Annotated in this window: 19 protein-coding genes; 9 read left to right on the top strand and 10 right to left on the bottom strand. The window is 67.9% G+C overall.

Annotated features, from left to right (window positions below):
- The 3 genes from A5625_RS15935 to A5625_RS15925 form a co-directional block, all read right to left on the bottom strand.
- A partial coding sequence (locus tag A5625_RS15935; RefSeq protein WP_156748277.1) for an FAD-dependent oxidoreductase occupies positions 1-365 on the bottom strand: 365 nt, incomplete at its 3' end.
- A 34-nt stretch (positions 366-399) separates the two neighbouring features.
- The gene (locus A5625_RS15930; RefSeq protein WP_156748275.1) at positions 400-1524 is read right to left on the bottom strand and encodes a polyprenyl synthetase family protein; all 1125 of its coding nucleotides are present in this window, start codon (positions 1522-1524) and stop codon (positions 400-402) included.
- Between the two features lie 294 nt (positions 1525-1818).
- Entirely contained in the window at positions 1819-2250 is a 432-nt protein-coding gene (locus A5625_RS15925) for an STAS domain-containing protein (RefSeq protein WP_066995600.1), read from the bottom strand.
- Positions 2251-2673: 423 nt separating this feature from the next.
- On the opposite strand from A5625_RS15925, the gene A5625_RS15920 reads away from it, so the two are divergent.
- The 3 genes from A5625_RS15920 to A5625_RS30485 all read left to right on the top strand — a co-directional run bounded on the left by A5625_RS15920 (position 2674) and on the right by A5625_RS30485 (position 4266).
- Positions 2674-3405: a hypothetical protein gene (locus A5625_RS15920; RefSeq protein WP_066995589.1), complete on the top strand. Its 732-nt coding sequence runs from the start codon at positions 2674-2676 to the stop codon at positions 3403-3405.
- Positions 3406-3482: 77 nt separating this feature from the next.
- Positions 3483-4166, top strand: coding sequence for a phosphodiesterase (locus A5625_RS15915; protein ID WP_066995585.1), 684 nt, complete (start codon positions 3483-3485; stop codon positions 4164-4166).
- Positions 4141-4266 carry a hypothetical protein gene (locus A5625_RS30485; RefSeq protein ID WP_255397978.1) on the top strand — a complete coding sequence of 42 codons (126 nt, stop codon included), beginning with the start codon at positions 4141-4143 and terminating at the stop codon, positions 4264-4266. The genes A5625_RS15915 and A5625_RS30485 overlap by 26 nt, the downstream gene beginning before the upstream one ends.
- Positions 4267-4275: 9 nt before the next feature.
- On the opposite strand, the gene A5625_RS15910 is transcribed toward A5625_RS30485, so the two are convergent.
- Genes A5625_RS15910 through A5625_RS15895 form a run of 4 tightly spaced genes read right to left on the bottom strand, consistent with a single transcriptional unit; the run spans position 4276 to position 9322 of the window.
- The gene (locus A5625_RS15910; protein ID WP_066995582.1) at positions 4276-5631 is read right to left on the bottom strand and encodes a TIGR01777 family oxidoreductase; all 1356 of its coding nucleotides are present in this window, start codon (positions 5629-5631) and stop codon (positions 4276-4278) included.
- A gap of 16 nt (positions 5632-5647) precedes the next feature.
- Positions 5648-6892 (bottom strand): glycosyltransferase family 4 protein, encoded by a 1245-nt coding sequence (locus A5625_RS15905; RefSeq protein WP_066995597.1) that lies wholly within the window; start codon positions 6890-6892, stop codon positions 5648-5650.
- A 13-nt stretch (positions 6893-6905) separates the two neighbouring features.
- Complete coding sequence (locus tag A5625_RS15900) at positions 6906-8498, bottom strand: glycoside hydrolase family 57 protein (protein WP_066995580.1); 1593 nt, start codon at positions 8496-8498, stop codon at positions 6906-6908.
- Complete coding sequence (locus A5625_RS15895) at positions 8495-9322, bottom strand: bifunctional 2-polyprenyl-6-hydroxyphenol methylase/3-demethylubiquinol 3-O-methyltransferase UbiG (protein ID WP_066995578.1); 828 nt, start codon at positions 9320-9322, stop codon at positions 8495-8497. Before A5625_RS15895 ends, A5625_RS15900 begins: the two co-directional genes overlap by 4 nt.
- 228 nt (positions 9323-9550) lie before the next feature.
- Between A5625_RS15895 and A5625_RS15890 the strand changes: the two genes are divergently transcribed.
- Both A5625_RS15890 and A5625_RS15885 read left to right on the top strand, forming a co-directional pair.
- Complete coding sequence (locus A5625_RS15890; RefSeq protein WP_066995575.1) at positions 9551-10342, top strand: electron transfer flavoprotein subunit beta/FixA family protein; 792 nt, start codon at positions 9551-9553, stop codon at positions 10340-10342.
- A 35-nt stretch (positions 10343-10377) separates the two neighbouring features.
- A complete protein-coding gene (locus tag A5625_RS15885; RefSeq protein WP_066995569.1) occupies positions 10378-11334 on the top strand; it encodes an electron transfer flavoprotein subunit alpha/FixB family protein in 957 nt (318 codons plus the stop codon).
- A 156-nt stretch (positions 11335-11490) separates the two neighbouring features.
- Here the strand turns inward: A5625_RS15885 and A5625_RS15880 are convergent, their stop codons facing one another.
- The 3 genes from A5625_RS15880 to A5625_RS30765 are packed head-to-tail and all read right to left on the bottom strand — an operon-like array spanning position 11491 to position 13341.
- Entirely contained in the window at positions 11491-11862 is a 372-nt protein-coding gene (locus tag A5625_RS15880) for an SRPBCC family protein (RefSeq protein ID WP_066995566.1), read from the bottom strand.
- The gene (locus tag A5625_RS15875; RefSeq protein ID WP_369830018.1) at positions 11862-13094 is read right to left on the bottom strand and encodes a cryptochrome/photolyase family protein; all 1233 of its coding nucleotides are present in this window, start codon (positions 13092-13094) and stop codon (positions 11862-11864) included. The genes A5625_RS15880 and A5625_RS15875 overlap by 1 nt, the downstream gene beginning before the upstream one ends.
- Before the next feature lie 31 nt (positions 13095-13125).
- Positions 13126-13341, bottom strand: coding sequence for a cryptochrome/photolyase family protein (locus tag A5625_RS30765; protein ID WP_369830017.1), 216 nt, complete (start codon positions 13339-13341; stop codon positions 13126-13128).
- 245 nt (positions 13342-13586) lie between these two features.
- Between A5625_RS30765 and A5625_RS15870 the strand changes: the two genes are divergently transcribed.
- From A5625_RS15870 to mnmA, 4 genes are all read left to right on the top strand, one after another.
- Positions 13587-14438, top strand: coding sequence for a GNAT family N-acetyltransferase (locus A5625_RS15870; RefSeq protein ID WP_066995594.1), 852 nt, complete (start codon positions 13587-13589; stop codon positions 14436-14438).
- A complete protein-coding gene (locus A5625_RS15865; RefSeq protein WP_066995563.1) occupies positions 14435-15280 on the top strand; it encodes a 1-acyl-sn-glycerol-3-phosphate acyltransferase in 846 nt (281 codons plus the stop codon). Before A5625_RS15870 ends, A5625_RS15865 begins: the two co-directional genes overlap by 4 nt.
- A 33-nt stretch (positions 15281-15313) precedes the next feature.
- Positions 15314-16492: a cysteine desulfurase family protein gene (locus tag A5625_RS15860; RefSeq protein ID WP_066995560.1), complete on the top strand. Its 1179-nt coding sequence runs from the start codon at positions 15314-15316 to the stop codon at positions 16490-16492.
- The coding region (gene mnmA, locus A5625_RS15855) for a tRNA 2-thiouridine(34) synthase MnmA (RefSeq protein ID WP_066995558.1) at positions 16493-17435 on the top strand (943 nt) is incomplete at its 3' end.

Below are 17435 nucleotides of genomic sequence, written 5' to 3'. Positions count from 1 at the left end.
CAGGCGGACGCTGCGATCGCGTCGGCCATCCGATCTGCGTCACTGTGCACGTCCAGCGCACTGCCGTCGGCGAACACCGCACGGTAGGCCGGATCGACCGTCAACAACTCCATCCGCTCACTGAGTTGTTCGCCGACGGCAGCGAACGTCTCGTCGATGATCTCCGGCATGGTGAGCACCGTCGGCCCGGTGTCGAGCCGATAGCCGTCGGTGTCCAGCCGGCCGGCCCGCCCGCCCGGCCATGGCTCACGCTCGACAACCGTGACCGCCCGCCCCCGACCGGCCAGGTGCAGCGCAGCCGAAAGCCCGGCCAGCCCGGCGCCGATCACCACCACGTGATCCGCATGCCCTTCGATGGTCCGCATGATCAACAGGCTCCCCAGTCGGTACTACTCATTCTTACTCGGCGCGATCGGTACAAACAGCCGCCATTTCGGCCAGAGCGGTGCGGACGGGTTCGTCAATCGGCGTGTCGCTGAGGTGATGGCGTGCGGACACGACGCGGTCGCTGATCATCTCCTCGATCAACCGAAGCGCACCCGTCTCGATGATCAGTGCCTTCCACCTGTCGAGTGCGTTGTCATCGAGGGTTGCACGCCTCGCGAGTTCGCCGAGTTCACGCCGGGTCGGCGCATCGGCCAGCTGGTGGGCGGCCACCACGACGCTCGTCGCCTTGCGTTCGAGCAGATCGCCCGCAGCTGGCTTGCCGGTTGTCGCCGGCGAGCCGAAAACGCCGAGCACGTCGTCGCGGAGCTGAAATGCCTCGCCGACCGCGGTGCCATAGCGGCCCAGCTGGGACAGCGTTCGATCGTCGCACTCGCCCATCGCCGCGCCGACCTCCAGCGGCCGGCGCACGGTGTAGTTACCAGACTTACGCCGCGCCACGTCGAGTACGACGTCTAGTCCGGGCGTCTGTCTCGCATCGTTGGTCAAGTCGGCGAATTGCCCCACGGCGAGTTCGGTACGCATGGCGTCATAGCGCGGCCACGCCCGTTGCAGACGCCGTGGCTCCGCCCCGCTGTCCCGCAGCATCTGTTCGGCCCAGATCAGGCAGAGGTCGCCCAGCAGAATGGCGGCCGATTCGCCGAATCGCCGCGACGAGCCGGACAATCCGCGCTCGGAATGCCATTGGGCGAACTGCCGATGCGCCGACGGACGGCCTCGGCGTTCGTCGGAACCATCCATGACGTCGTCTTGCAGCAGCGCAAAGGCATGCAACAACTCGAAACTGGCCGCGGCCCGCAGCGCCGCCTCCTCGGCCGGCGCGCCGCACAGCCAACCCAGGTAGACGAATGTCGACCGCAGGCACTTTCCGCCAGAGACGAACTGCACCAAGATGTCGCCGGCGGCGTCGACGCGCGCATCGTCGAGTTCACCCACCCGTCGTGCCGCGATGAAATCGGCGACCTCACCCAACACCATTCGTCGCACGTTCGATCGCCACGCTGCGAAGTCGTCCACGTTGAGCCAACCGACCGGCGCCGACGGCGCTGCCGTGGCCGGTGAAAACGACAAAGTCCCCATATTTCGCAAGCACTCCCTCCCGGACGGCTTGGCATGCCCAGACCTGCGCGGACCAAGCGACCGCGTCATACCCGCCGATAGGCGGGCAAAACCACAGCGCTGACCGTCAGACGCGCTTCGCGTCGCCCGCTACCACATACCACCTCGTTCAAAAACTTAAACATTAATTTACTGAACTTCATCGCTTCGCGCGCGCCGAAGCGTCGCGGCCGTCCAACGTTATGGACAAATGAGGCCGTGGGGTTCGGCGATCATCTACCGAAACCATAACCAGTGCAATGCTTTACGGTCAGATTACGAGGCGGCGCTGTGCGTGGGTTTGGGTTGGGCCGGCCGTGCCCGCGCCAGGCCGTACAGGAATTGACGCCGAGCACGCAGGATGTCTTGAAGGTTCTGAAAGGCCTCGGGCACCGAATCGGCTATCGGCAGGCCGTTGTCGTGCACGATGCGCAGCAGGGGGCGAACCGCCGGACCGCCGACCACGCTGCAGTACACGCGCGTCTTGCGGAGTTCGTCGTTGACGAATAACAGCGTTCGAAAAGCCTCCACGCTGACAAATTGCAGATGACTGAGGTCAAGGACCAACGGGGTCTTGAGCCGAGCGAAATCGCGGATCGTTTGGGCGAGGTCTTTTGCGTTCGAGGCGTCGATCTCGCCGTCGACGCGCAGCACCGTACCGAGATTGCGTGCATAGACCATCAGGTGTGCCCTGGCGAAGTGAGCAATGTACCGGCACGGTGCCGGGTCGTGTTGGTCCGCCGAATTTGCGGAGCGAATAGCAGCCATGAGAGCGCCTATCGACTGTCCGTGAGAGGGGAGTGACCGGTGTTTTGCACACCGCACCCACTAGAGACGCAGCTGTGAACTCAACCTGCCGGAAGCCTACCGCCGAGGTAAGCGCAAAGATGTCGATTTGCCGAAACGGCCGGCATCTGACCGCTCATACCGCGCCTTCCGGACCGGGGTTGTCCAGCACCGCAGCCGCGGGTGCGCGCTGGTGAAGAATTCGTTTCACGGCCTTTCGGCAACCGACGCCCGTTCGCTTGCCGACCGGGCTGGACGGGGTTTGGCCCCTTGAGCGGGGGGTATACGCGCGTTAACAGCAAACGCGATAAACCCCGTAATGAACGTGAGGGGTGATGCGTCCCGATGGAAGGGCTCAGCCGCCGGTGGAACCGGCTAGCGATCGCATCCGCATTGATCACGACCCTGTTTGCTGCGCCGGGTCGGGCGGCCGCCGATCCGGGCAGGACGGTGTCCCCCGGAATGGAAATCCATCAAGGCAATACGGTCTGCATGGTGGGATTGGTCGAGACGCGGTTGCGGTTCGCTCTGACCAGCGGTCAATGCGACGGAGGGCAGTCGGTGGTGACCGACCGTGACCGCAAGCCGATCGGCAATGTGATCCTCGGCCGCCGCCAAGTCGACGCCGACTCCGCGGCGGACACCTCGATGCTGCCCGTGGAGTACGAAGTCATCGCGATAGCACCGGATGTAACAGCCACCGATGTGTTGCCGACGGGTCGTCACCTGGGATCCTCGCCCGGGGTGCACGCACAGCCCGGGTTGCCGGTCTGTCAGCTTCGCAGCGCGACCGGTCAACGATGCGGCTCGATCACCTCGGTCACCAACGGCCGCTTCGCGATGACCGACATGGCCGCCGACAGCCGCGACTTCGGCGGTCCGGTCTACACACTGAGCGACAACAACAACGCCGTGATCGTGGGATTGATCGAGGGCACCTGGAAATCCTCTCCCCAGATCGAGTCGTGGCAGGCGGTCATGGCGCAGGTCTACATCGACAGCCACGCATATAACTCGCAACAACAGCCCTCTCTGCACATGATCGGCTGGCGCACCCCCGCTGTTGCATCACCGTAATTCGAGCGCGCGGTTAGCGATGACCGCAATGTGGCGCGCCTCGGTTTCCCCCCGCCCAGAATGGGAATTCGCCGCCGGTGAAGGTTTTCGATCTTGTGGCGTTGCCCTTCCAGTGGGGCTCCGCGATCCGCGGTAAGCGGTTCTTCCACCCGAGCGGAGTGCTGGCCAACGGCTTCATCGAACGCATTGCCCCGCCAGCCCAGGGCTTGCCGATAGCGTCATCGGAAATTGTTGCGCGCGTGTCCAAAGCCACCGGCACGCCGGGGGCGGTTCCCGACTTCATCGGATTGGCCATCCGGTTGCCGGCGCAACCGCCGGCGGACAAGCCGTGGGACATCCTGCTGGTCTCGTCGGGGTCGGGGGTGCTGTCCCGCGTGGTGGCGCTACGGCCGGCCACATCGTGGAACGGTCAAACCCTGACCACGCTGATGCCGTTGCACTATGAGGACAACAATTGGTGGCTCAGGGCCCAAACCTCGAGCGACATCGGTGGCACGGGCCTGTCGCTAGACACCATCCGGACCAGGCTCGAGCGCGGCAATATCGAGATAACGCTCGATCAAGCCTGCGGCAGAGGCGATTTCGAAGCGTTGGCGCGCTTGACGTTGACCACCGCCATCGATCCCGAACGCGACCAGGACGTGTCGTTCGATCCCGTCGTCAACACGGCGCCCGGATTGAGCCTGCATCCCAAGTGGCTCGCCGATTTGCGTGCCCGCGCCTATCGGCACAGCCGTGAGGGCAGAGAAGCCGAAGAGTGACTCGGGGACACCGAGCCCCGTGTTGCACTCCCGGTCGTTCGTCGAGGCGATCACCCGCGATGTCACCAAGGGGCCGCTCACCATGCGGCGGGTGCCCTGAAGCCGATCGTCAACCGGTGCGGCCCAGCAGGTGGCGCAGCGCCTGATCCAGGTCGGCTTGGCGGAAGATGTGACCGGTCGCGGCGAGTTTGGCCGGAGCCACTCGCTGGCTTGCGAAGGCCAATTCGCGGACGCCCTGTTCACCCAGCAACAGCCGCGGTCCCAGCGACGGCACCGGCAACACTGCCGGCCGGTGCAACACCCCCGCCAGGGTCGCGGTGTACTCGCGGTTGCGAACCGGTTGCGGCGAAACGGCATTCACCGGACCCGAGAGGGCGGCGTCCCACAGCGCACGGTGATATACGTCCACCAGATCGTCGATCCCGATCCAGGACAGCCATTGTCGTCCGTCGCCCAGCCGGCCGCCCAGTCCGGCGCTGAACAGCGGTCGCATCAACTTCAACGTGCCGCCGGCGGGCGATTGCACGATGCCGGTGCGCACCTGCACCACCCGCACTCCCGCCTGCTGCGCCGGCGTGGTCGCCTCCTCCCAGTCGGCCACCACGTCGGCCAGGAATCCGTCACCGCGATCGCTGTCCTCGGTAAGGGTTTGATCGCCGCGGTCGTAGCCGTAGTAGCCGATCGCCGACGCCGAGATCAGTACAGCGGGCCGGGGGTCGCTGCGGCCCACCCGCTCGGCCAGCCGGCGAGTGGGCTCAATCCTGCTGTCCCGGACAGCGTCTCGATGCTTTTCGGTGAACCGGCCGGCGATCGATGCCCCCGCCAGATGGATCACCGCGTCGACCCCGGCGAACAGCCGCGGGTCGGGGTCTTCGGGGTTCCACTGTCGCTCATCGTTGCCGTGTGCGCCGTGCCGGACCAGCTGGATGACCCGATGCCCACCGGTGCGCAGAAAGGCGGTCAATGCCGAACCGACCAGTCCGGTGGATCCGGTGATGGCGATCGTCATCGGCCGCAGCCCGTTCTCCGCGGCCCACCGGTGAGCGGCCAAATCGTCGGCCAGCTGCCGGTGCCGGTAGGCGAACATGGGCCGCAACAGCGACCCGGGCACTGCGGTGTCGACCCGGTCGATCACCCTGGTGCGGTTGCCGCCGACATCCTCGAATTCATGAGTATGCCGCCATTGCACCGCAATTCGTGCCGGAAGCGCGGCCAGGCCGTCGCCGCCGATGACGTCGACGAAACGCCGCGGCGGGTCGTAGCCGTCGGGCTGATGGACGGCGACCCAGCGCAGCCCCCCGGGCAGCGCCAGTACGGCCCGACCGTCCCTGAGCGAGTCGGCCTCGCGGATCAGGCGCATCGGTTGCCATGGCGGCGAGAGTCGGGCAAACGCGCCGGGCCTGGCATACCACTCGAACACGTCGGTGATGGGAGCGTCCACGACGCTCGAGTAGTCCAGCCCCATCCCTCGACGGTAGCCGCTACCGGTCCGGCAAGGCGTGTTCGACGATCGGTAGCCGGGCCTGCGGCTGCCGCACACCGCGCTTGGCTGACAGGTACACCTGTGCGGTCTTGTCGGCCACCGTGTGCCAATCAAAATCCGACGTCAGTCGTTCGCGGGCGGCATGGGCGCGCCGCTGGGCGGCCTGCGGATCGTCGAGCACACTGCGTACCGCCGCGGCCAGCCGAGCCACGTCACGCGGCGGACACGACACACCGGTCTGGCCGTTGATCACCGCCTCGCCCAGGCCACCGATGTCCGACGTCACCAGCGGAGTGCCGGCCGCCGCGGCCTCCAGCGCCACGATGCCGAACGGCTCGTAGTGACTGGGCAGCACCGCGGCATCGGCGCGATGCAGAACGGCCAGCAGCTCCGCATGCTCGAGGTGCCCGACGAACCGGATTGCCTTGAGCACCTTGTGTTTACGGGCTTGCTCGACGAGCCAGCACTGCTGGGTGCCCTCGCCGGCGATGGTCAGTGTGGTACCCGGGTGGGTGCGCCTGATCCGCGGCAGCGCGGCGATGACGTCGTGCACACCCTTCTCATACTCCAGCCGTCCCAGGTAGAGCAGCTCGGCCGGGCCGCTGCGCGGCCGGCGTGCCGCAAAGGGCCACCGCGCCGTCTCAATGCCGTTGCAGATCACGGTGATCTCGGCCAGCCCGGGACCGAACAGCTCGGTGATCTCGTCGGCCATCGACGCCGAACACGTGATGAGCGAGTCGGATTCACGCACCAGCCACGACTCGACGGCGTGCACCTGTCGGCTGATCGCGCCGCTGACCCAGCCGGAATGCCGGCCGGCTTCGGTGGCATGAATCGTGGAAACAATTGGTGCGTCATAAAATTGGGCAAGTGCGATCGCCGGGTGGGCCACCAGCCAGTCGTGGGCGTGCACCACGTCGGGACGCCAGGTGCGGTTGGAGCCCGGCTTGGTCAGGGGTAGCCCGGCGCGGATCATGGAGTGGCCCATCGCCAGCGTCCAGGCCATCATGTCGGTGCCGAAGGCGAATTCGTGCGGATCCTGCGCAGCCGCGATCACCCGAACGCCCTCGCTGATGTGGTCCGTCGACGGATGGCTGCGCGGATCGGTCCCGGTGGGGCGGCGGGACAGCACGACGACGTCGTGACCGGCGGCGGCCAGCGCGGTCGACAGGTGATGCACGTGCCGGCCGAGGCCGCCGATCACCACGGGTGGGTATTCCCACGACACCATCAGGATTTTCACGCCGCGGCCCGCCTCATCGGGGCAGCCTGCGGGCATCGAGCGCGCCGAACAGTCCGTCGGCGCGGTTCCATCCCTGGGCCAGCCGCTGCGCGGTGTCGCGCCGCCCGGATGCCAGCGCCCCGGCGATCTCGCGGGTCGCATGCGCATGCAGATGGGCGCGATAGCGGGCGTAGTCGGCGGCCGAATCCTTGCTCACCATGAACGGCCAGTCGCTGGATACGGTGAGCAGCGTTTCGCGCAGGATCTGATCGGCGACGTGGTCGCGGGGGGTGGGCCCGTCCAGCGACGCCGTCTGGGACAGTGCCTTGTCGACGGTGCTCAGCGCCACGTCGACCACTTCGGTGTTGAGCTGCACCAGATCGGCAACCTGGTCGCCGGCCCACACCTGCCAGTCCTTGCCCGATCCCCACGAACTAGGCGGCAGCGCAACGGGATTCCCGACGAAACCATCGGTGATCGCGTCCTGCAGGGTGCCTACCCGGACGCCGGCCTCGGGCAGGGCCCGCAGCACCCGTTCCAGCCAGGTCGGGCCCTCGTACCACCAGTGGCCGAACAGTTCGGTGTCGAAGGCGGCCACCACATGAGCGGGTCGTCCGATGCGCTCGCCCTCCGACAGCAGGCGGTTGCGGACCACGTCGACGAAGTCGGCGACGTGCATGTCGACCGCGTGGTCGGCGCGCTCCGGATCGTAGGGCGCCTTGCCTTCCGAGGGCACGTTGCGGCCCGTCACCCGGGCCGGCTTGAGGCCGGTGAGGTGGTCATAGGTGTGGAAATCGCGATAGGCGGCGTGGCCGGGGTAGCCGGATTTAGGTGACCACACCCGGTAGCTGACCTGAAGGTCGCGCCCGAATGCCACCACCTCGGTGTCGCCGACGGGCCGGCCCAGCGCGGTGTCGCCGTGCAGCGACGGGCCGTCCACCATGAAATGGGTGACGCCCGCGGCGGAGTAGTCGTATTCCATGCCCGGCGCGTAGGCGCATTCCGGTGCCCAGATCCCGGTCGGGCGCTGCCCTTTTCGCGCCCCCAGCCGCGCTTGCGCGTCGGCCAGCCCCTCGCGCAGCGCGAACTCACGCAGTCGCGGGGCCAGCAGCGGTTGGAACGGATGGGCCAGCGGGCCGCCGAGCAGCTCCACCGCGCCGGCGTCGAACAGGCTGCGTAGCAGCGGGCTGCCGCCGTGCCGCCACAAGGTGGCGAAGTCGTCCAGCGCCTGCTCGGCCTCAGCGGACTCACGGATCCCCAAGGCGCGCAAGGCTTCCGGAGCGCATGACTGGTATCCGGACGACTTCGAGCGGGGAGCCGAGCGAACGCTGGTGGCTTCGAAGGCGCGCAGCCGCCAGTTGGCCAGCCAATGATGCATGCCGTCGAGGCAGTACGGGTCGTCGAGCTGGGCGTTGACCACCGGCGTGACGCCGAGCGTGATGAGGCCCCGGCGATTTTCGCCGGCCAACGTGTTCAGCACGCGCATCAGCGGCAGATAAGCCGCCGCCCACGATTGGTAGAGCCATTCCTCGCCGACCGGCCAGCGGCCGTGGTGGGCCAGCCAGGGCAGGTGGGTGTGCAAAACCAGGGTGAAGAGGCCGGGAACCCGATTCTGCGGTGTGCTCACGGCGCTACCGCGATCGCGATCAGGTCGAGGCTGTCGTCGATGTGGTGCCCGGTGTGCGCACCCGCGGGCACCAGGTCGAAGTCCTCGGTGGTGACCGCGGCGACGTCGGCCACCAGCTCCGGTGGCCACGGCACCCCTTGGTCAGCGGCCATTGCTCGCTGGATCTGCGCGTCGATGATCGAGCCGCCGTGCCGGGCATCCATCTCACGCAGTCGAGCACCGTGGAAAAGGCCGCTGATCGACACGTCGGAGAAGCCGCCGTCGATGAGCAGCTGAGTCATTTCGGCCGCGTTGAGTTCGCGGGTGTGGAACGGGTTGATCGGGGTGTCGCGGCCCGGCGAGAAGGTGATCCGGTTGGGCGTGGACATCATCAGCAAGCCTGACGGCCGCAGCACCCGGGCGCACTCGACGACGAATTGTGTCTGGTCCCACAGATGCTCGATCACCTGGAAGTTGACCACAATATCCACCGACGCGTCGGGCAGCGGCAGCTGCGCGAGGTTGGCCTGCATGACATCCACCCGGGGGTAACGGGCCCGGACGTGGGCCACCGCGGCCTCGTCGTAATCCACGGCGATGACGCGGCGCGCGACACCGGCGATCAAGTCGGCGCCGTAACCCTCGCCGCAGCCGGCCTCGAGGACGTCCGCACCCACGCAGCGTGGGGCAAGCCGCTGGTAGACCACCTCGTGGCGGCGGAACCAGTAGTTCTCGATGTCCAAACCCGGGATGGTCCGTTCACCCGTCAGCATCATCACCGCATCGCCCGTCGACGCAGTATCGCCGGGGGTGTGCTGCGGGGCGTCAGGGACCAGTGCGCTCATTGCATAGGCAGGCTAACGCGAAGTGTCGGATTAGCGAACCTTGGAAGTGAACAGCCCGCATCTCAGACGCCGGACGGGCTGCGAGAACGTGCACTACGACCAGCTATGGTGTGAATGCATACCGCACAAAGTTACCGGGTAGTAACACGGCCGTGCGTTGCGAAAACGCGTACCGAGGTTTCGCAGTCGATTGCTGCGAGCCCCCTTCTAGGAGGACGAACCACACTCATGACGAACATCGTGGTCCTGATCAAGCAGGTCCCAGACACCTGGTCGGAGCGCAAGCTATCTGACGGCGATTACACGTTGGACCGTGAGGCCGCCGACGCGGTGCTGGACGAGATCAACGAGCGCGCGGTGGAGGAGGCGCTACAGATCCGCGAGCGCGAGGGCGGCGAAGGCTCGGTGACCGTGCTGACCGCGGGTCCTGAGCGCGCCACCGAGGCGATCCGCAAGGCCCTGTCGATGGGCGCCGACAAGGCCGTCCACCTCAAGGACGACGGCCTGCACGGCTCGGACGTGGTCCAGACGGGATGGGCGCTGGCTCGTGCGCTGGGCACCATCGAGGGCACCGAGCTGGTCATCGCCGGCAACGAGGCCACCGACGGGACCGGCGGCGCGGTGCCGGCCGTCATCGCCGAGTACCTGGGCCTGCCGCAGCTGACCCACGTGCGCAAGCTCTCCATCGAGGGCGACAAGGTAACCGGCGAGCGGGAGACCGACGAGGGCGTGTTCACGCTCGAGGCCACCCTGCCCGCCGTGGTCAGCGTCACCGAGAAGATCAACGAGCCGCGATTCCCCTCCTTCAAGGGCATCATGGCCGCCAAGAAAAAAGAGGTCACGGTGCTGACCCTGGCAGAGATCGGGGTCGAGAGCGACGAGGTCGGGCTGGAAAACGCCGGATCGACCGTGCTGTCGTCGACGCCCAAGCCGCCGAAGACCGCGGGCGAGAAGGTCACCGACGAGGGCGAGGGCGGTAACGAAGTCGCCAAGTACCTGGTTGCCCAGAAGATCATCTGACCCGAGTCCCTAAGACGAGAAGAGCGAAATAACCCATGGCTGAAGTACTGGTGCTCGTCGAGCACGCAGAAGGTGCGCTGAAGAAGGTCACCTCCGAACTGATCACCGCCGCCCGTGCGCTGGGCGAGCCCGCCGCCGTCGTAGTCGGCGCTCCCGGGACCGCCGCGCCGTTGATCGACGGCCTCAAGGAGGCCGGCGCCGCCAAGATCTACATCGCCGAGTCCGACGACGTCGACAAGTACCTCATCACGCCGGTGGTCGACGTGCTGGCCTCGCTCGCCGAGTCCAACTCGCCCGCAGCGGTGATCCTGTCGGCCAACGCCGACGGCAAGGAGATCGCCGGCCGGCTCGCGGCCCGGATCGGATCCGGCCTGCTGGTCGACGTGGTCGACGTCAAGGAAGGCAACAAGGCGACCTACTCCATCTTCGGTGGCGCGTTCACCGTCGAGGCCCAGGCCAACGGCGACACCCCGGTGATCACCGTGCGCGCCGGCGCGGTCGACGCCGAACCGCAGGCCGGTGCCGGCGAAGAGGTCAAGGTCGAGGTGCCGGCGCAGGCCGAGAACGCCACCAAGATCACCGCCCGCGAGCCCGCGGTCGCCGGTGACCGTCCGGAGCTGACCGAGGCCACCATCGTCGTCTCCGGTGGTCGCGGTGTCGGCAGCGCGGAGAACTTCAAGGTCGTCGAGGAACTGGCCGACTCGCTGGGTGCGGCCGTCGGTGCGTCGCGCGCCGCCGTCGACTCCGGTTACTACCCGGGCCAGTTCCAGGTGGGCCAGACCGGTAAGACCGTGTCGCCGCAGCTCTACATCGCGCTGGGCATCTCGGGTGCCATCCAGCACCGGGCGGGCATGCAGACGTCCAAGACGATCATCGCGGTCAACAAGGACGAAGAGGCGCCCATCTTCGAGATCGCCGACTACGGCGTGGTGGGCGACCTGTTCAAGGTCGCTCCGCAGCTGACCGAGGCGATCAAGGCACGCAAGGGCTGAGTTTTCGGCCGCAAGCCCCCGGCGCCTCGGTGCCGGGGGCTTTTGCGTTCGGACGTGTCGGCCAGTCTCTGCGCGATGCACTGAACTCCGAATCCGCTAGCGCCCGTGCTAGCGGATTCCGAACTCGCACACGGGTTTTCCGGCTACCGACACCGGCTAGGCGAGCATCGCCTCGATGCGGCGCACGGCGACCGAGCACACCGTCAGGTAGGGCGCCGACCACCACGGGACCGCGATGCTCACCCGCGCGCCGCCATCCACCGGGTCCACCCGGTGGCGGGTCGCCGGCACACCGGCCACCTTCCACGCCCAGTGCCGCCCAGGCTCGAACTCGGTGACTTCGAACGACACCGCGACCAGCAGCGAGGTCTGCACGGTGCCGGTCGCATGCAAGGCCAACTCGGCGTGCGGCGCGTCCAGCCGGGCCCGCCGAATCGTGGGACCCCACTTCGGCCACGCGTCCAGGTCGACCAGCAATTCCCATACCGCGGCCGGCGGCGCGGCGATTATGCGGTCAGCGGTCAGCATCACGGCGCGGCCTGCCCAAGCCGGCGCTGTTGTTCGACGACGTCGTCGAGATCGGTGAGCCGCCGCAAGCCCGCCAACGGTTGGATCATCCGCCGGTTGCCCTCCAGCGAATTCTGGTTGCGGTTCAAGAACGTCCAGTAGCCGCCGGTGAAGGGGCAGGCGCGCTCACCAACGCGCTCGGTGGGGCGATACGAGCAGCGCCCGCAATAGTCGCTCATGCGGTTGATGTAGGCACCCCCCGCGGCGTAGGGCTTCGTCGCCATCAGACCGCCGTCCGCATGCTGCGACATGCCCACGACATTGGCGACCATCACCCACTCGTAGCCGTCGACAAAGCAGCGGTGGAACCAGTCGGTAACCGCGGCGGGATCCCACCCTCGCTGCAGCGCGTAGTTGGACAACACCATCAGCCGCGGGATGTGATGCGCCCAGCCGTGGTCGCGTACCTGCGCGAGCACGTCTTTGAGGCAGCGCGCCTCGACCGCGTCGGCGTCCAGGTCGGCGAACCAGTCCGGTAGCCCCGCGCGCGCCTCGAGTGCGTTGCGGTGGCGATAGTCGGGCCCGAAATGCCAATAGACGTGCCAGATGTACTCACGCCATCCGATCAGCTGGCGGATGTAACCCTCGACGCTGTTCAGCGCGGCGGCGCCCGCCCGGTAGGCGTCTTCGGCCGCATACGCACAAGCCAACGGGTCCAGCAGGCCGAGGTTCATCGGCGCCGACAACAGGCTGTGCGCCATGAACCGGTCGCCGGAGAGCATGACGTCCTCGTGAGGGCCGAAGTGAGGCAACCGATCCCGGAGGAACACCTGCAGGGCGGACTGCGCTTCGGTTGCGGTGACGGGAAATTCGCGCGGCCCGTCACGGCCGACGAAGGAGACGGCTCCGTCGCGTTCCCAGCGGTCCAGATCGGCCCGCACCTGCTCGTCGATGTCGTCCTCGTCGGGTCGCCAGGGCGCGGGCACGTCCAGACTTTTGGCGTCCTTGGGCGCCGGCTCGCGGTTGTCGGCGTCGAAGTTCCACCGACCGCCCGCGGGCTGGTTCCCGTCCATCAACAGGTCGAACCGGCGGCGCGCGTCACGATAGAAGTTCTCCAGCAGCAGCGTGCGCTGCCGCTTGGCCCACTCGTCGAACTCCGCGCGGCCGGTGCAGAACCCGCGCGCGGGCAACACGTCGATCGCCGGCTTCGACCGCACGAAGCGATCCGCCGCCCAGGTGGTGGGCTGACACACGCTGATTCGCTCCTGCACCCGTTCCAGGGCTTCACCGTAGGTACGGGTTTGCAGGAACAGTGCCTGGTCGCAGTTCGGCCGCGCGGTGGCGCAGCGCGGACAACACGAGGTGGGCCTTGCGGCGGTGAAATCGGCGGCGTTCGAAGACCGCGCGGGACTCGATGAGGAGCACAGGCTGGCCGGGGTGATCCAAGAAATGCGGGCCCAGTTGATCGGCGAAGCACCAGCGGCGGGTGTCCCCGCTCATAGCGCGTTCGAGACGCGGTTCACCAGAAAAGCCCGAATCGACCTACTAGTCACCCTGCACGTCCTACCCGGTGCCGTGAGGGCTCAACCGCGGCGATCGGCAACGCTGCGTTCACCCCGCCGTTGTGCGCTGGTGTGAGCTGGGTTGCAGCGTGGCCCTTCCAGGCACATTTCGTCATCTCACGTGCACCGACACGTCACAGCGTCGATGCCGACTCGCTCATCGACTACGCCACGTTGGGTCTCATGAGCATTGCTTCTGTCCTCATACCCAGCGACAAGCCGAGCGGTGCGGCGACCAGCTCTTCGGCCGCGCCGCGCTACTCCCTACTGCTGTCCACCGACCCCGGCATGATCGAGGCCGCGCAGCGGCTGCGGTACGACGTGTTCACCAGCACGCCCGGCTTTGCACTGCCGGCGGCAGCCCAGGATCGACGGGATGTCGACAGGTTCGACGAGTTCTGCGACCACCTGCTGGTTCGCGACGACGACACCGGTGAGCTGGTCGGTTGCTATCGCATGCTGGCCCCGGCCGGCGCAATCGCCGCCGAAGGGCTTTACACCGCCACCGAGTTCGACATCCGCGCCCTGGACCCGCTGAGGCCGTCACTGGTGGAAATGGGCCGCGCGGTGGTGCGCGACGGGCATCGCAACGGCGCCGTGGTGCTGCTGATGTGGGCCGGCATCCTGGCCTACCTGGACCGCTACGGATACGACTACGTCACCGGGTGTGCCTCGGTGCCCATCGGCGGCGAACCCGACGATCGGGGCAGTCAGCTGCGCGGCGTCCGCGACTTCATCCTGAGCCGGCACGCCGCACCCCCGGAATACCGCGTCTATCCGCACCGGCCGGTGGTCGTCGACGGAATTGCCATCGACGACATCGCCCCACCCGCGCGGCCCTCGGTTCCGGCACTGCTGCGTGGCTACCTGCGGCTGGGCGCAAAGGTGTGCGGCGAACCCGCGCACGACCCGGATTTCGGAGTGGGCGACTTCTGCGTCCTGCTGGGCAAAGCACACGCCGACACCCGATATCTCAAACGACTCCGATCGGTGTCGGCCGCTTCGGAGATGCGAACGGCGGGCGGCGAGCGATGAACGCCCCCGCGGACACCGGGCACTCCTGGCTGCCGCGCGCATCGTGTGATGCCGGTTGTGTGGGTGCCGGTGACGCGGAGGCGTCGCGGCCGCTGCTGGTGAGGCTGCGGATCACGCTTCGCGTCATGCTGGCGCTGCTGCTGGCGCCCGGGCTGCCGCTGCTGGCGGTGCCGCTGCCCGGTCGCACCCGGGCGCAGCGCATCTACTGCCGCCTGGTGCTGCGCTGCCTGGGTGTCCGAATCACGGTGACCGGCAACCCGATTCGCAACCTGCGCGGGGTGCTGGTGGTGAGCCCGCACATGTCCTGGCTGGACGTCTTCGCGATCGGTTCGGTGCTGCCCGGGTCGTTCGTCGCGCGGGCCGACATGTTCACCGGCCCGGCGACCGGCATCGTGGCGCGCATCCTGAAGATCATTCCGATCGAGCGGTCCAGCCTGCGGCGGCTGCCCGGTGTGGTGGACGCCGTCGCGCGCCGGCTGCGCGCCGGGCAGACGGTGGTGGCCTTCCCGGAGGGCACCACCTGGTGTGGCCTTGACCGGGGCGTGTTCTATCCGGCGATGTTCCAGGCCGCGATCGACGCCGGTCGTCCGGTGCAGCCGCTGCGGCTGACGTACCACCACGTCGACGGCAGTCCCTCGACGGTGCCGGCCTTCGTGGGCGACGAGACGCTGCTGAGCTCGATCCGCCGGTTGCTGGTCGTCCCGCGCACGCTGGCGCGGGTGCACGTCGAGTCGCTGCAGCTGCCGGGGACCGACCGGCGGGCCCTGGCCGGCCGTTGTCAGGCCGCGGTGGGCGCCGCAACCGCCCGGCGTGCTGGTCACGGGCACGTGCTGGTGGCCTGAGCAGACGGGCGGGCCGGTATCGTGGGTCGCGTCATGGTCTACCTGGATCACGCCGCTACCACCCCGATGCACTCCGCCGCCGTCGAGGCGATGACCGCTGTGCTCGGCACCGTCGGTAACGCGTCCTCGCTGCACACCAGCGGCCGGGCGGCGCGCCGGCGCATCGAGGAATCGCGGGAGCTGATCGCCGACAAGCTGGGCGCTCGTCCCTCGGAGGTCATCTTCACCGCCGGCGGCACCGAGAGCGACAACCTGGCGGTCAAGGGCATCTACTGGGCCCGCCGCGACGCCGAACCACGTCACCGGCGCATCGTCACCAGTGAGGTGGAACACCACGCCGTGCTGGACTCGGTGAACTGGCTGGTCGAGCACGAGGGCGCCGAGGTTACCTGGCTTCCCACCGCCGCTGACGGGTCGGTGTCGGCGACGGCGCTGCGCGAGGTGCTCACCCGCCACGACGACGTCGCACTGGTCTCGGTGATGTGGGCCAACAACGAAGTCGGCACCGTCATGCCGGCCGCCGAACTCGCCGCCGTCGCGGCCGAATTCGGCGTCCCGATGCACAGTGACGCCGTTCAGGCGGTGGGGCAGTTGCCGGTCGACTTCGCCGCCAGCGGGCTGTCGGCGATGAGCGTGACCGCGCACAAGTTCGGCGGTCCTCCGGCGGTGGGTGCGCTGCTGCTGCGCCGCGACGTCGGGTGCGTGCCGCTGGCGCACGGCGGTGGTCAGGAGCGCGACATCCGTTCGGGCACCGCCGACGTCGCCGGGGCAGTGGGAATGGCTGCGGCGGCCCGGATCTCGGTCGACGGGCTCGAGGCCAACAGCGCGCGATTGCGGGCATTGCGCGACCGGCTGGTCGCCGGCGTGCTGGGCAGTATCGATGACGTAGCCCTCAACGGTGCCCGTGATCCGTTGCGCCTTCCTGGCAACGCGCACTTCACCTTCCGCGGCTGCGAAGGCGATGCGCTGTTGATGCTGTTGGACGCCAACGGAATCGAGTGTTCGACCGGTTCGGCGTGCACCGCCGGTGTCGCGCAGCCATCGCATGTGCTGATCGCGATGGGCGCCGACGCGACCAGCGCTCGCGGCTCGTTGCGATTGTCGTTGGGGCACACCAGCGTCGACGCCGACGTGGATGCGGTGCTGCGGGTACTGCCCGGGGCAGTGGACCGTGCCCGCAGGGCCGCGCTGGCCGCCGCGGGGGCGTCCTAAGTGAAAGTGCTCGCTGCCATGAGTGGTGGTGTCGACTCGTCGGTCGCTGCCGCCCGGATGGTCGACGCCGGACACGAGGTGGTCGGCGTGCACCTGGCGCTGTCCAGCGCACCCGGCACGCTGCGCACCGGCTCACGGGGCTGCTGCTCGAAGGAGGACGCCTCCGATGCCCGGCGCGTGGCCGATGTGCTCGGAATTCCGTTCTACGTCTGGGATTTCGCGGAGAGGTTCAAGTCGGACGTCATCGACGAGTTCGTGTCGTCGTATGCCCGCGGCGAAACACCCAACCCTTGTGTGGTGTGCAATCAGAAGATCAAGTTCTCCGCCCTGTCGGCGAAGGCCGTCGCGCTCGGCTTCGATACCGTGGCCACCGGCCATTACGCGCGGTTGGGGAACGGGCGGCTGCGTCGTGCTGTCGACCACGACAAGGACCAGTCCTATGTGCTGGCCGTGTTGAGCCCCGCGCAGTTGCGGCACGCGGCCTTCCCGATCGGAGACACTCCCAAGCCGCAGATCCGGGCCGAGGCCGCGCGGCGCGGTCTGACCGTCGCCGAAAAGCCGGACAGTCACGACATCTGCTTCATCCCGTCGGGCAACACCCGCGCCTTCCTGGGCGAGCGCATCGGCGTGCGCCGGGGTGCTGTGGTCAATGCGGACGGCACGGTGCTCGCCGAGCACGATGGCGTGCACGGTTTCACCATCGGCCAGCGCAAGGGGCTCGGCATCGCCGGGCCGGGACCCGACGGCCGGCCGCGTTACGTGACTGAGATCGACGCCGACACTGCCACGGTTCGGGTGGGGGAGGCGGCCGATCTCGAGGTGCGCGAATTGGTCGGGCGGACACCGGTTTTCACCTCGGGTGTGGCGCCGTCGGGTCCGGTGGAGTGCGAGGTTCAGGTGCGAGCGCACGGCGAAACCGCCGCCGCGATAGCCGAACTGGTCG

The organism is Mycobacterium sp. 1465703.0, assembly GCF_001672975.1.
In the GTDB taxonomy this organism is placed as follows: Bacteria; Actinomycetota; Actinomycetes; order Mycobacteriales; family Mycobacteriaceae; genus Mycobacterium.
This window is presented reverse-complemented; position numbering and strand designations above follow the sequence as displayed.

Excerpts from the sequence above, each read along its gene's own strand:
- A5625_RS15930 (WP_156748275.1), bottom strand. The coding sequence starts at position 1,524 with ATGGGGACTTTGTCGTTTTCACCGGCCACGGCAGCGCCGTCGGCGCCG.
- A5625_RS15920 (WP_066995589.1), top strand. The coding sequence starts at position 2,674 with ATGGAAGGGCTCAGCCGCCGGTGGAACCGGCTAGCGATCGCATCCGCA.
- A5625_RS15910 (WP_066995582.1), bottom strand. The coding sequence starts at position 5,631 with ATGGGGCTGGACTACTCGAGCGTCGTGGACGCTCCCATCACCGACGTG.
- A5625_RS15895 (WP_066995578.1), bottom strand. The coding sequence starts at position 9,322 with ATGAGCGCACTGGTCCCTGACGCCCCGCAGCACACCCCCGGCGATACT.
- A5625_RS15890 (WP_066995575.1), top strand. The coding sequence starts at position 9,551 with ATGACGAACATCGTGGTCCTGATCAAGCAGGTCCCAGACACCTGGTCG.
- A5625_RS15885 (WP_066995569.1), top strand. The coding sequence starts at position 10,378 with ATGGCTGAAGTACTGGTGCTCGTCGAGCACGCAGAAGGTGCGCTGAAG.
- A5625_RS15880 (WP_066995566.1), bottom strand. The coding sequence starts at position 11,862 with ATGCTGACCGCTGACCGCATAATCGCCGCGCCGCCGGCCGCGGTATGG.
- A5625_RS30765 (WP_369830017.1), bottom strand. The coding sequence starts at position 13,341 with ATGAGCGGGGACACCCGCCGCTGGTGCTTCGCCGATCAACTGGGCCCG.
- A5625_RS15870 (WP_066995594.1), top strand. The coding sequence starts at position 13,587 with ATGAGCATTGCTTCTGTCCTCATACCCAGCGACAAGCCGAGCGGTGCG.
- A5625_RS15865 (WP_066995563.1), top strand. The coding sequence starts at position 14,435 with ATGAACGCCCCCGCGGACACCGGGCACTCCTGGCTGCCGCGCGCATCG.
- A5625_RS15860 (WP_066995560.1), top strand. The coding sequence starts at position 15,314 with ATGGTCTACCTGGATCACGCCGCTACCACCCCGATGCACTCCGCCGCC.